Source organism: Verrucomicrobiota bacterium (assembly GCA_021413925.1).
Taxonomy (GTDB): domain Bacteria; phylum Verrucomicrobiota; class Verrucomicrobiia; order Chthoniobacterales; family UBA6821; genus UBA6821.
Window position 1 is genome coordinate 83,977 of sequence record JAIOPL010000002.1, and the last position, 12,733, is coordinate 96,709.

The 12,733-nt window shown below is 56.1% G+C and carries 11 protein-coding genes and 1 tRNA gene; all 12 read left to right on the forward strand.

Features of this window, described 5'->3' with window-relative positions:
- The first annotated feature begins 14 nt into the window (after positions 1 to 14).
- On the forward strand, positions 15 to 1,328 hold the full coding sequence (locus K8R57_01165) for a hypothetical protein (protein ID MCE9586908.1): 1,314 nt from the start codon (positions 15 to 17) through the stop codon (positions 1,326 to 1,328).
- A 379-nt stretch (positions 1,329 to 1,707) separates the two neighbouring features.
- Entirely contained in the window at positions 1,708 to 2,259 is a 552-nt protein-coding gene (locus K8R57_01170; GenBank protein MCE9586909.1) for a hypothetical protein, read from the forward strand.
- Between the two features lie 166 nt (positions 2,260 to 2,425).
- Complete coding sequence (locus K8R57_01175) at positions 2,426 to 2,620, forward strand: YezD family protein (GenBank protein ID MCE9586910.1); 195 nt, start codon at positions 2,426 to 2,428, stop codon at positions 2,618 to 2,620.
- 162 nt (positions 2,621 to 2,782) lie between these two features.
- Entirely contained in the window at positions 2,783 to 4,615 is a 1,833-nt protein-coding gene (locus K8R57_01180) for a ShlB/FhaC/HecB family hemolysin secretion/activation protein (protein ID MCE9586911.1), read from the forward strand.
- Between the two features lie 29 nt (positions 4,616 to 4,644).
- Entirely contained in the window at positions 4,645 to 6,510 is a 1,866-nt protein-coding gene (locus K8R57_01185) for a DUF2341 domain-containing protein (protein MCE9586912.1), read from the forward strand.
- A 37-nt stretch (positions 6,511 to 6,547) separates the two neighbouring features.
- On the forward strand, positions 6,548 to 6,949 hold the full coding sequence (locus K8R57_01190) for a biopolymer transporter ExbD (GenBank protein ID MCE9586913.1): 402 nt from the start codon (positions 6,548 to 6,550) through the stop codon (positions 6,947 to 6,949).
- Positions 6,950 to 6,968: 19 nt separating this feature from the next.
- On the forward strand, positions 6,969 to 7,649 hold the full coding sequence (locus tag K8R57_01195) for a TonB C-terminal domain-containing protein (GenBank protein MCE9586914.1): 681 nt from the start codon (positions 6,969 to 6,971) through the stop codon (positions 7,647 to 7,649).
- An 11-nt stretch (positions 7,650 to 7,660) separates the two neighbouring features.
- The gene (locus K8R57_01200) at positions 7,661 to 10,231 is read left to right on the forward strand and encodes a putative porin (protein ID MCE9586915.1); all 2,571 of its coding nucleotides are present in this window, start codon (positions 7,661 to 7,663) and stop codon (positions 10,229 to 10,231) included.
- Between the two features lie 169 nt (positions 10,232 to 10,400).
- Complete coding sequence (locus tag K8R57_01205; GenBank protein MCE9586916.1) at positions 10,401 to 11,081, forward strand: hypothetical protein; 681 nt, start codon at positions 10,401 to 10,403, stop codon at positions 11,079 to 11,081.
- Positions 11,082 to 11,140: 59 nt separating this feature from the next.
- Positions 11,141 to 12,040 carry a peptidylprolyl isomerase gene (locus tag K8R57_01210; GenBank protein MCE9586917.1) on the forward strand — a complete coding sequence of 300 codons (900 nt, stop codon included), beginning with the start codon at positions 11,141 to 11,143 and terminating at the stop codon, positions 12,038 to 12,040.
- 100 nt (positions 12,041 to 12,140) lie between these two features.
- The gene (locus K8R57_01215) at positions 12,141 to 12,506 is read left to right on the forward strand and encodes a hypothetical protein (protein ID MCE9586918.1); all 366 of its coding nucleotides are present in this window, start codon (positions 12,141 to 12,143) and stop codon (positions 12,504 to 12,506) included.
- A 140-nt stretch (positions 12,507 to 12,646) separates the two neighbouring features.
- Positions 12,647 to 12,723: transfer RNA gene (locus tag K8R57_01220), tRNA-Arg, on the forward strand.
- Positions 12,724 to 12,733 lie beyond the last annotated feature (10 nt).

The following is a 12,733-nucleotide window of genomic DNA, read 5'->3' on the forward strand; positions in this document are numbered from 1 at the left end:
ATTATTAGTACAATATGAAACTCATCGAACTCCTCAGCTTCGCATCGCTGGCCCTCATAACCGCCGCAACCGCCTCGGCGCAGACGACAATCCGCATCGTCGGATCCAATGGAGATCGTCAGGCCACCCAGCACGCAATCTCCCAGCTATTGGCTACGGGATGGAAATTCCAAGGGGTCAACGGCAACACCACCTCCTCGGGTTCCTTGTCGACCGCGACAGGTGCCAATTTCGGTGCTTGGAATGGTTCTTATGGCGGCTCCAACGTCGTGATCAAGGTCTCCTTCATTGGAGCAGCAGGTGCGATTGAGGGGGTTGCCAGCAATCCGAGGAGCAATACCAAATTCGTGGTAACCGATGGGACGGGTAGCGGAAGCGTCCCCAGTCCCTTGACAGGTGCGAATGAGCTTGCTAAGGCCGACTTCGGTCTCTCGACGGTCTTCCAGGCCACCACTCCTTTTAATGGAACCTATCAGGGGGTTCGTTATGACTCGCTGGCTGCCGACATCGTGGGTGTATCACCCCTTGGATTCTACGCAAGCCCCGGCTTTCCCGGAACCAACATCACGACCCAGTTGGCCCAGCAGTTATATAACATAGGCAACCTGACGGCGGATGTCTTCACAGGAAATACCAATGATGCCAACTCCACGGTCTGGGCGATCGGCAGGAATACCGATGCCGGCCAGCGCTTCGGCGCCTATGCGGAGATCGGCTTGGGAACAACGGCGAATGTGAGGGTGTGGTTTCCCAGCATCACCGGACAGACCACGACCAACGGCATCACCTACGGCGGCACCTCCACGAATCATGTGCTCTGGCCTGAGAGTGTGCAACCAGGCGATATTCCCGTGGTCGTTGGCTCAGGGGGCTACAACAGCGGTGCCAATCTGGCACCCGTGCTGACCACCACGCTGGCTGAATATGCCTACAAAGGATCTTACTCAGAAGATGTTGAGGGTGAAGTTGTCACCGGACAGCTTTATCCTAATGCAACCAACGGATACTACATCGGCTATCTAACGCCGGGAGACGCCAGTACGAGGGTTCTTGGATCCGACAACACCATTCCACCGGCATCCCGCGGCAAGGCTCTCTCCTACAATGGCGTGGAGCTCACCACGGCTAATGTGCAGAGCGGGCGCTACACGGCGTGGCTTTATAACCGTATCATCAAGCCGAGCGATCTGACTGGATTCAAGTTGGCTTTTGCCAATGCCTTGGTGACCCGAATTAAGAACACATCGGCCACCCAAGGAGGTGGAATCTTGGAATCGTCCCTGAATGTTCAGCGCTTCACCGATGGCGGCTTCGTGATCAAGAAGTAGTCGAAGTGCATCACTTCATGCATCCGACCGATTCGGTTCGGGTGCATGCATGGAAAACCGGCGCATCAACTGCGCCGGTTTTTCCAGTTTCTTCCAAAAGGATCAACCAATGAAAACACGTCTCATCCTTCTTGGCATGGTCAGCGGCCTTACTCTTGCGTTCCTTTTGGTTCAAATATCAGGGGTTCTTAGTTCCGATTTGAGCCGTCAAAGTGTTCCTAAAAGGGATTTTTTATCTCTAAATTCCCAAGGGGGAGAGCGCTTGGGATCCATCAGGCGGGACTCAGAAGAGATGTTGAGGGTCTCTTCGGCATCGGATCTTCCCCAGAGATCAGTTATCTCAGAGGGTAGCCGCTCTCAAGTGGGGCCGGCATCACGCTTGAAACCCGGATCCGCCGGATCCGTGGATGCGAAGTCGGTGGATTCCTTGCCGTATCGACTTCCCTCCGATGAGAGCGATCACGGGGGTATTCCCAGTAGCGTTGCCGGAGTCCAGTCTCTCGGCGCAGTGCCGAGGGTTACGGCGCCTGCGGATATCACTCCACGAGGCGTTCCATATGCAATGGTATCCCCGGCGATGATTACAACGCGGCAGAGTCAGGTGGGAGATACTCCCCAGGGAAAGTCTGGATCCGTTGAAACAGCAGGAGTTTCTTTCGGTGATCAATTTGTTGTGAATGGGGCCACGGTGAGCATCATCCCCTCTGCCCCGATCGGCTTGGATGACAATGGCCCGGAGTCCTTGGAACTTGTCCTTAGTCCTTCATCTGCCGGTGGGTCAGTGGCAACCTTGCCTGCCCCCTCTACTGCACCCGTGGTCAGGTCCCGCTTGAGGAGTGGGTTCACCCGTGAAGAGGAGTTATTCAGAGCCAAGTGGGGATGGGAAGCCTATGATCAGGCGTTGAAGTTCGTGGCTGAGGCGGGGCAGTAATTGCAGTGGATTAATCACGCTATCCGTGCGGTCCGTGGGGCAATCCATTTTTAATCGGAAACAAAAAAAAGATTGCATAGTCAACAATAACGATCATTATGGTCGTATAAAATCCTTATCCTTCATGGCTCAAAAAAACCTGCATAACCAAGCCGATATTGTGTCTATGGAGGACGATCGTCGGCCTCGACATGCAAAGGGCTGGCTTCATGTGATTGAGGAGCAGGCGAGGGGACTAAAGTTCGGATCAATTGTTATAACGATCCACGATGGGCGGGTAGTTCAGATAGAGACCAGTTCCAAGGTTCGCTTTGACAGGAAAGCGCCGTTGGACATACCCGGTTATCAAGACAATCAATGATGGATCAAGAAGATCTCAGTCGCCTGGGTGGAGTGCCCGCAGATCATTGGCCACTGTCACGAAAACGTAACATTTGGTCGTTTCTCTAGATTGCCCCTTTCTGATAAAGCTATGACCCATTTTTCTCTCTTTTGTGGAGGAGCGTGGTACGATCCCAAACCCTTGAAAAACCCACTTCATCAACAGAAAGCGATCAGGCATGCAGCCGGCAGGCTGACTGCCATGATGTTCTGCATGCTGATGATCTCTCTGCTTCAGGGGCTCTCTCAGGTTCAAGCAAGTCTTACCCGTCAATCCGCATCGGATGACGGGCCTCCTCCCGTACCTGCCGTCGCGGTATCACCCGCCGGAGTCGGCACGAATGCGGTCGACAGGAGCCAGATGCTCTACATCCGGGAGTTCAGGGTGATCGGTTCCCACCAGCTCGACAGGGCTGAAATCGAGAAGGCGGTCTATCCCTTCATGGGTCCGGAGCGGACTCCTGAGGATGTGGAGCAGGCAAGGGCCGCGCTGGAAAAGGCTTTTCAGGACAAGGGATTCCAGACTGTGAATGTTCAGATACCCCAGCAGACGGGAAAGCGGGGCATCGTTTTCCTCGAGGTGACGGAGGCCAAGATCGGCCGCCTGACCGTGGAGGGGTCACGATTCTTCTCGCTCAAGGCTATCAAGAAAGGGGTGCCTTCGCTCCAGTCCGGCAGTGTTCCGAATTTCAACAAGGTCTCCAGCGAGATCTTGGCCCTCAACCAATGGAGCGACCGGCAGGTGATCCCGACGCTCACGCCCGGATTTGAACCCGGCACGGTGGACGTCAACCTGAAGGTGAAGGATACCTTCCCCTTGCACGGCAGCACCGAGTTAAACAACCGATGGAACACGGGTTCCCCAGCTCTCAGGCTCAACTTCGCGGGAAGTTACGACAACCTCTGGCAGTTGGGTCATTCCATCGGCGGTTCCTATCAGACCGCTCCCCAGCAACCTTCCGCCGTCCAGAACTGGAACCTCTTTTACACATCGCGCTTTCCACGGGTGGATTGGCTGAGGCTGAACGTTTCCTACGGAAAGCAGAACAGTCTTTCCACGCTCGGCGGCGGCTCCGTGGCGGGAAACGGCAGCACCGCGGCGTTCAGGTTTCTCTTCAACCTGCCGCCGGAAAAGGATTTCAGCCACTCCATCTCCGCCGGCATGGATTTCAAGCAGGTGCTTAATGTCAACAATGACGCGACAACCGGGGCAAACGTCCCTCTCAACGATTACAACTATGCGCCGGTTCGTTTCAACTACTCGGCGGTCTGGGCGCCGAAGGATTCCGTCACCATCCTGGACGCGGGGTTTTCGTTCGGGATCCGCGGGCAGACCATCCCGATCTACGGCCTCGGAACATATAATGACGGCCAGTTCGATGATCCGACGGTCGGCGGCGGCTTCTTCACGACGCGCGGCGACCTCTCCCACACGCACGACTTGCCCGGGGGCTTCCAGATCTTTGGCAAGGTGCAGGGGCAATGGTCGCCGACGCCCTTGATTTTCACCGAGCAGTTTGTGGCCGGAGGCCTCGATTCCTGCCGTGGATACACCGAGGCCACGGTTCTCGGTGACAGTGCCCTCATGGGGAGCATCGAACTCCGCTCCCCCCAGATCATCGCGGGACATCTTGGGATCAGTGAGTGGCGGGTCTATGCCTTCTTCGACGGGGGAACCGTTCTCGATGGCACACCGGGATCGGAGTATTCCAATGACGGAAACATCTTCAGCTCCGACAACCAGTACAAGCTGGCAAGTTACGGCTTCGGGACGCGTTGCAAGATCGCCAAGTATCTGAATGCCTCGATCGATGCCGGTTTTCCGCTTATCACGCAGAGCCCTGTCCTTCCGCCCACTCCCTCCTCCGGTGCCTGGGGAAAAACCGTTGGCAACACGGTCAACGGCACCACCGGAAACTACTTCAATATGGCCAACTCCATGCTGATCACCTTCAGGCTCTTCGGCGAATTCTAAACGATTTCATACATCCTTTCCGTACACCCATGAAACCAATCCCCAGCATGCGTCGATATTCCGATCTCCAAGCGCTCCTCCTTCCGCTCGCAGTCATCCTGTTTCTGATCCCCGGATCCCTTCAGGCCCGCACTTGGTGGAACGAGGCATGGAGTACCCGTACCAAGTTCACCGTCGACACTTCCGACAATGGCGTCCCTCTTCCCGATGCAGCTGGCACTGCCACGGTCGTCGTGAGGCTTCATGACGGGAACTTCGACTTCGCCTCCGCGAAGGAGGATGGAAGCGATCTGCGCTTCGTCGACAGCGACGATAAGACCATGCTCGCCTCCCAGATCGAGAAATTCGACCCGGTGATGAACGAGGGATTCGTCTGGGTGAAGATCCCCGACGTCAAGGCCGGGGCCACGCGTGAGATCTACCTCTACTCGGCGCGCAATGAGAAGAAGAAGCCGGCCAAGGGTGAGAAGACCGACCTGCCCAAGACGGCCTTCGATGCCGACACGATCACCGTCTATCACTTCAACGAGCATGGGACTCCTCCCGGCGACTCCTCCGGCGAAGGCATCAGGGCGGAGACACCGGGGATTCCCGTCGAGGGTTCGATGATCGGCGGCGGCGTGAAGCTCGATGGGAAGAAGCCGATCAGCATCCCGGCCAATCCGAAGGCCGCTGTTCTCGAGGCTGCACCCTTCACATGGATGTCCTGGGTCAAGCCGACCGTGCTTGCTCCGGAATCGATCATCTACAGCCGTAAGGATGGCGCCGCCGCTCTGAAGATCGGTCTGGATAACGGGGCTCCTTTCATCGAGATCACGGGGCCCGCCGGTACCCAGCGCTCCGCGCCCGCTGCGCCTCTGGCCGCCGGGACTTGGAGGCATCTTGCCATGGTCTCAGACGGCACCCGCACGACGCTCTACGTGGACGGCAATGCCGTAGGCAACCTGCCGGTGGCCATGCCAGCCCTGAATGGTCCCGCCTTCATCGGTGGGGAGGAGGGGAAGGGCTCCTTCGGCGGTGAGATCGACGAAATGGAGATCTCCAAGAGCGCGAGAAGTGCCGCCTTGATCAAGCTCGCGGCGCTCGGTCAGGGCCAGCAGAATGCGAAGCTTCTCGTAGCCGGCAAGCCCGAGCCTGCCAAGGTTAGCTTCCTCGAGAATCTTGGAATCTTCGGTTTCCTGATCAAGTCAGTGACCGTCGATGCCTGGGTCGTGATCGGCATTCTGGGGATCATGTCCGCCATCAGCTGGATCGTGATGTACGCCAAGAACAAGTACATCACCAGCCTGGCACGTGGCTCCAAGGAGTTCCTGAACCAGTGGCATCATCTCGCCGGTGATCTCACAGCGATCGACACCGATGACGCAGAAGTGATCGAAACGCTAGGTGGCCGTGCCGAGGCCAATCACATCAAGTTCATCCACTCCACGCCGATTTACCGTGTCTACCATGTCGGATGCCAGGAGATCCGCCAACGTGTGAGCAAAGGTGGCGGGATCTCCCACCGTGCGATTGAGTCGATCGAATCGAGCATGGAAGCTCAGGTGACCCGTGAAAATGCCAAGCTCCAGAGCATGATGGTGCTCCTCACTATTTGTATCGCCGGCGGTCCCTATGTCGGACTGCTCGGTACGATTATCGGTGTCATGATAACCTTCGGTGAGATCGCGATGCTAGGAGAGGTCGATATCAATGCCATCGCTCCCGGTATCGCCGCCGCGTTGCTCGCCACGGTCTGCGGTCTGATCGTCGCGATCCCAGCGCTCTTCGGGTACAACTATCTGAGCGTTCAGGTGAAGGACATCGTCACGGATATGCATCTCTTCACCGAGGAGTTCCTGACGAAGATGGCCGAATATTATCCTGAAAAGGGAGATTCGTCTTCTTCTCACTAAGACCGCAATAAAGCTCAACCCGTAACCGAAACCCACCATGCAATCTGATTCCGGAGGAGAAGCCATCGCCGACATTAATGTCACGCCGATGGTCGATCTCTACCTAGTTCTCCTGCTGATCTTCATCATCATGACCAGCGCCGGGATCCAGGGAGTGAAGGTGAACCTTCCCAAGGGAAGTTCCGCGCCCAGCATGGGTGGTCCCAAGACTCAGGCCGTGACCGTGAACAACGAGGGGGCGATCTTTCTGAACACCCTTCCGGTCACCCTTCCCGAACTGGAGCAGAAGCTTCAGGAGGCCAAATCGGCCAATCCTGACACCCCGGTCGTGGTACGTGGAGACAGTGCCACCCAGTATCAGGGGGTCATGGATGTTCTCGATGTGATCGGGCGCATCGGCATGGAGAAGGTCGGTCTGGCCACCCAGAAGCGTCAATAAGGGGAGAAGAGGAGCAATCATGTCCACCAAACCTGCATCACCGGAGAAGAAGAAGGCGCCCCTGTCGCTGATCATCGGCGGTGCCGTGCTTGTTGCAGGTGTTGCCGCCTTCTTCCTCTTCCGTTCCGATGATGAGGGGAGTGCACCCGCCCCCAAGAACGAGGTCCGGATGGTGAGTCTCCCACCTCCACCACCGCCACCCCCGCCACCACCGAAGCAGGAACCTCCTAAGCCGGAGGAGCCGAAATTCCAGAAAGAGGAGGCCCCGAGCGAGGAGAAGCCGCCCGACAAGGCTCCCGAACCGGAAGCCGCTCCCTTGAGCACCAGCATCCAGGGCAACGATGCCTCGGGTCTTGCCGCCGGCAACGGCGGTGGCATGGGTGGCAACGGCTTCGGGGGCAAGGGTGGAGGAGGTGGCAGCAAATACGGCTGGTATGCCGGCAAGGTGCAGACCCGCGTGGCCGAGGCCCTCCGATCACACAAGAAGACACGAAGCGCCGTCATGTGCGTCCAGGTGCGCGTCTGGGCGGATAACACGGGTCGCATCAGCAAGGTATCCCTCGCGCAATCCACCGGAAACCCGGAACTGGATGCCGCGATCAAGAACGAGGTGCTGGCCGATGTCGTGCTGAGCGAACCGCCCCCCCCGGGCATGCCGATGCCGATCGTGATGAAATTCAACGCAAGGCGACCCAATTGATCCCTTTTCTCATGAAAGTTAACCTTCTCACCAAAGCGGCGATAGCCTTGGGACTGCTCCTATTGGGCAGTGGTTCCGTGCCTGTTGACGCGGCCGATTCGCTGTTTGATACAAACCCGGCGCCGAGCCCTGCGCCCTCGTCTTTGAGCGCGGATCTTTCCATAATGGCTGATGCAGCTGCATCCGTTTCGACAGCTCCTCCCATCGCGCAGGGAACCCCGTCTCCGGCTCCAGCGACTCCAAGTGCCGCAACGGAAACAGTCGGGGGGGCGGCTCCGGTAGGTGAGATCTCTTCCACTGTGACTCCGACACCAGTTCCATCACCCTCATCGGGTCTGGAGAATCCGGCTCCCACATTACCTTCAGGCGAGGCGCCGTCATCACTTGCTCCACAAGCCTCGGCTCAAATTTCTGAGACGAATTCCGTCCTAGCTCCCTCCGCTGAATTAACTTCAAAGAATTCCAGTACGGCAAGCGATGGTGGAACGAACAATGGAGTGACAAACGCCGTCCCAACGAATTCCGCTAATACGAATACGAATACGAACGCCACTGCTGATGTCTTGCAACCCAACGAATCACCCTTAAGCAAAGCTCCGGTCAGCTCCGAGTCCGTCATTGCAACCAAGAAACTTCCATCGATCCCCGTGGATGCCCCTCCGAATCTGGAACAACCTCCCGATGTGATGGCCGCATCGGCGCCACCTCCGGTTACACCGTCCGAGAACGTCACCCTAAACCTGATTAATCGCCTCGTCCAGCGGGGCATTCTCACAAAGGAAGATGCTGGCGACTTGATCCGACAGGCGAAGGAAGATGCACAGCGTGCTTCCCAGCAGTCACAGGTTGCACAGCAGGCCGCCACACAAGCCGCAACCGCCCAGCAGATGGCCATGGAAGCAGCAGCACCTCCCTCCTCCGACGAGGCGGTCAGCGTCTCCTACGTCCCCGAGATCGTAAAGTCGGAGATGCGTGATGAGATTAAGCGCGATGTGATGGCTGCCGCCCAGTCCGAGGGATGGGCTCAATCCAACGTGCCCGAGTGGCTGAAAAAATTTCGACCCTTCATGGACTTGAGGACTCGTTATCAGGGTAACAATTTTTCAACGAATAACGGGACCGAAATCTTTGATACCATGAATTTCAACGCGGTGAACTCCCAGTGGCCCATCAATCTCATGGCTATTCCCGGATCGTCACCTCTCTATAACTATTTTGGATATTATCAGGCCCAAAACCCGATCGGTCCCCCGACGTACAACACGACCCAACAGCGCAACCAAACGCGGGTACGTTTCCGATTCGGAGCCGACATGGATCTGGGAGAGAACTTCACCTCCGGTTTTCGGATTGGCACAGGTCAAAATGGTTCGCCTGTCTCCGAAAACCAGACCTTCGGATTCGTTGGTAACAACGGCATGGCCCAGGGAGGTAATTTCAGTTCCTACGCGATCTGGTTGGATAGGGCTTTCCTGAAGTATGAAATCGGATCCGATCCGGACCGTCTCGCGGCAATTACTGTGGGCCGTTTTGACAACCCCTTTTACACCCCGTCCACGATTATGTGGGCGAATGATATCGGTTTCGACGGAGTTGCAGCCCAGGCCCGATACAAGATCTTCAAGGGCTTTACTCCTTTTGCGAGTGCGGGAATCTTTCCCATCTACAATACAGATCTGAACTTTCCTGCCACCCAGCAGACCAAGCAACCTAGCAACGACAAGTATCTCTATGCCAGTCAGGTCGGCATCGACTGGAAGATCACGAAGGATCTCAACTTCAAGAGTTCCGCAGGATACTACTATTTCCAAAATATTGAGGGAAAAGTCTCCGCGCCGGGTCTGACCCCAAATCAGGAGGCCCAGATGAGTACCGATGATTCAAGGCCGGGATTTGCCCAGCGTGGAAACACCTACACGATGCTTCGAAATATCCAAAAAGTGGATGCTTACGATCAAAATGGTCTTCCCACAGGAAATCCACAGGCGAATTACATTAATGATCCAACCCAAGGAGTCGACCCGTATTATATTAATCAATTCCAGTATTTTGGATTAGCAACGCCTTACAACATTCTTTCAGCAAACGCCCGCTTGGAATACCGCCACTGGGAACCATTCGTGGTCTCCGTCTCGGGAGAATGGGATCGCAACCTTGCATGGAACGCTCAAAACATCGTGAACAACGGCCCTGTTCCTGGACCTGATAACAATTACAACCAGACGTTGGTTACGGGTCCTGTTAATAACTTAGCTCAAAATTCCGGAGGCGTATATAATTACAACGGTGGCAACACCGCTTGGATTATACAGGCGAAGATCGGCTCCGGAGCACTCCAGAAGCGTTGGGACTGGGATTTGGGAGTTAGCTACCGCTATGTGGAGTCTGATGCAGTGATCGACGGATTCTGTGATTCCGACTTCGGAGGCGGCGGCACGAACCTCAAGGGATATGCCGTGGGCGGCAACCTCGCCCTCTCCAAGAATGTCTTCATAGGCGCCCGCTGGCTGAGCGCAACCGGCATCGCCGGCCCAACGTACAAGGCAGACATCCTCCAACTCGATCTCAACGCCCGCTTCTAAGGCCCTCATCCCCCGTTGCCCCCTCAGTCTTGGTTCACTTTCCCACTTTCCACTCACGCCGCCTCCGCCTTCAGCCCCTCACCCCGATCCCTAATCGCCCATTGACCCGCTCGTTCCCACGGCTCGGTATTCCCCATCCCCTATCACCCATTCCCGATTTTCCATCCTCATGAGAAAAGCCTCACTTCTTACCCTCTTGGCCACGGTGCTATTCCTGACAGCTTCCTTGCCTGCCGCCGACAAGGTCGACCCCGCCCAGCAGAAGATGCGCGAGATGGTGCGCAATAGCATGATCCAGCTCCGCGATGCCAACGCGAAGCTTGCCACGGCTCAGGCTGCTGTCGCCGACGATGAGGAGAAGATCAAGGGGCTTCAGGCAGATCTGGAAGCATTGAGCAAGAAATCGACCGCCGAGAAGAGAACGGCTGACCAGGCGATCGATGATCTGAAGACCAAGCTTGCTACTGACGACCTCCAGATCAATCACCTCACCGAGTCACTTGCCAAGTGGAAGCTCGGCTATGCGAAGTTGGCCGAATACGCCAAGGCAACCGAGGGAAAGCGTGCCGAACTCGCCTCCAAAATCATCCTGCTTGATCGCCGCATCGCCGAACAGCAGGTCAAGAACGCCGAAATGTATCGCCTGGCTAATGAGGTGCTCGACCGCTATGCCCAGTTCGGACTGGGGACGGCCATCTCTGCCAGGGAACCCTTTGTTGGGATTACCAAAGTGAAACTACAAACCCTGCTTCAGGACTACCAGAACAAGCTCACCGATCAGACCATCAAAAAAGAGAGCCCTGCTGACTCAAAGTCCGGGGATTCTTCCACCGCAAAAAAACAAGATTAACCCGATTTTTTGAACAAAAACCTCTCAACCATACTCCAACAATACACCACCTCTCCATTATGAACTTCCTCAAGATTATCCCCCTTATCGCTTTCGGCCTCCTCGGTTTCACCTCACCCGCCCAGGCGGACACCACGGTCATCGCGAAAGTAGGCGATAGTGAGGTGAAGGCCGACGACATCAAGCCACTCATCGAGAAACTCCCGCTTCGTGATCAGTTAACGCTCTCCAAGGATCCCGCGGCGCTGAATAACCTGGTCCGCGAACTCATTGTCCAACAACTTGTCTTCAAGGAGGCTCTTGCCAAGAAATGGGAGCAGCAACCCCAGATCGCTGCCCAGCTCGAGCGTATTCGTCAGCAGGCCATCAGTCAGTCCTACCTGCAGTCCCTGGCGATTCCTCCTGCAGAGTTCCCTTCGCAGTCGGACTTGGAAGCCGCCTACGATGCCCTGAAGAAAAACAACGCCCTTCAGGTCCCGAAACAATATCATCTGGCGCAGATTTACATCGCTTGCCCCAAGGGAGCCGACAAGGCCTCTGAGGAGAGGGCTCAGTCCAAGCTCGACTCCGTGCAGAAGGCTCTTAAGAGCGGTGATTTCGGCTCTGTGGCCAAGACCCAGAGCGACGACACTGCCAGCGCGCAGCGTGGCGGGGATCTCGGATCCCTTGGTGAGACGCAGATCCAGCCTGAGATTCGTACAGCTGTCTCATCACTCTCGAAGAATGGAACAACCGATCCGATCCGCATGAATGACGGCTGGCACATCATTCGGGTTCTTGAGGTCAAGGATCCCTACACAGCCTCTCTAGATGAAGTGAAAGTATCTCTGACCAATGAGCTCCGCAAAGAGAAGGCTCAACTCCTTGCCAAGGCCTATCTAGCCAAGCTGCTCCAACAGAATCCCGTAACCTTGAACGAGATCGAAGTTGCCAAGTTGATCGATACCAAAGGGAAGTAAGGGAAGTAGGGGAAGTACGGAAAAGAGCCCCCTGAGTTCTGCCTGGGATCCTTCCTTTGCATTTGCATTCCTAAAGATCCTCTCCTAGGTTTGACCTCTTATGAAGTTAACCTCCATCACCCTTCTTGCAGCTGCCTCCCTAGCGTTGGTCGCCTGCAACCAAAAGAGCACCACTGCCGTTGAGCAATCTACCTTCCAGTGCATCTCAGCCAAGATCACAATCGCCGATAAGCAGGTGGACTCCGTGGTTCAGTGGAATACCAAGACCGGTGAGGCTCGCCTCCTGAATGCCGCCTCCTTTGCGGATAAGTCCACCGGACAGCAGGGTAACCTGATCGGATGGGTCCCTCTTGTTGATCTCCAGCAGGCCGTCCAGAATCTGGCAGCCCAGATCCAGGCCCAGCAGGCCGCGAAGGGAACCAACGCAGTTCCTACTTCCACGCCGATCAAGCCAAAGAACGACTAATCTTGGTTTAAAGTCTACTTTTCGAAAAACGGCCGGAGCAATCCGGCCGTTTTTTTGTGCCCGAAGGGCGCGTTCCGAGATTATTCTTCTTAAACGAGGATTGACCCCAGCAGGACTTCGTCGCAAATTTCATCCTTACGGCACCCGTAGCTCAACTGGATAGAGCGCTTCCCTCCGAAGGAAGAGGTTGTGAGTTCGACCCTCGCCGGGTGCACCAGATAAAAAGG

Excerpts from the sequence above, each read along its gene's own strand:
- K8R57_01165 (MCE9586908.1), top strand. The coding sequence starts at position 15 with ATGAAACTCATCGAACTCCTCAGCTTCGCATCGCTGGCCCTCATAACC.
- K8R57_01210 (MCE9586917.1), top strand. The coding sequence starts at position 11,141 with ATGAACTTCCTCAAGATTATCCCCCTTATCGCTTTCGGCCTCCTCGGT.
- K8R57_01185 (MCE9586912.1), top strand. The coding sequence starts at position 4,645 with ATGAAACCAATCCCCAGCATGCGTCGATATTCCGATCTCCAAGCGCTC.
- K8R57_01205 (MCE9586916.1), top strand. The coding sequence starts at position 10,401 with ATGAGAAAAGCCTCACTTCTTACCCTCTTGGCCACGGTGCTATTCCTG.
- K8R57_01195 (MCE9586914.1), top strand. The coding sequence starts at position 6,969 with ATGTCCACCAAACCTGCATCACCGGAGAAGAAGAAGGCGCCCCTGTCG.
- K8R57_01175 (MCE9586910.1), top strand. The coding sequence starts at position 2,426 with ATGGAGGACGATCGTCGGCCTCGACATGCAAAGGGCTGGCTTCATGTG.
- K8R57_01215 (MCE9586918.1), top strand. The coding sequence starts at position 12,141 with ATGAAGTTAACCTCCATCACCCTTCTTGCAGCTGCCTCCCTAGCGTTG.
- K8R57_01190 (MCE9586913.1), top strand. The coding sequence starts at position 6,548 with ATGCAATCTGATTCCGGAGGAGAAGCCATCGCCGACATTAATGTCACG.
- K8R57_01200 (MCE9586915.1), top strand. The coding sequence starts at position 7,661 with ATGAAAGTTAACCTTCTCACCAAAGCGGCGATAGCCTTGGGACTGCTC.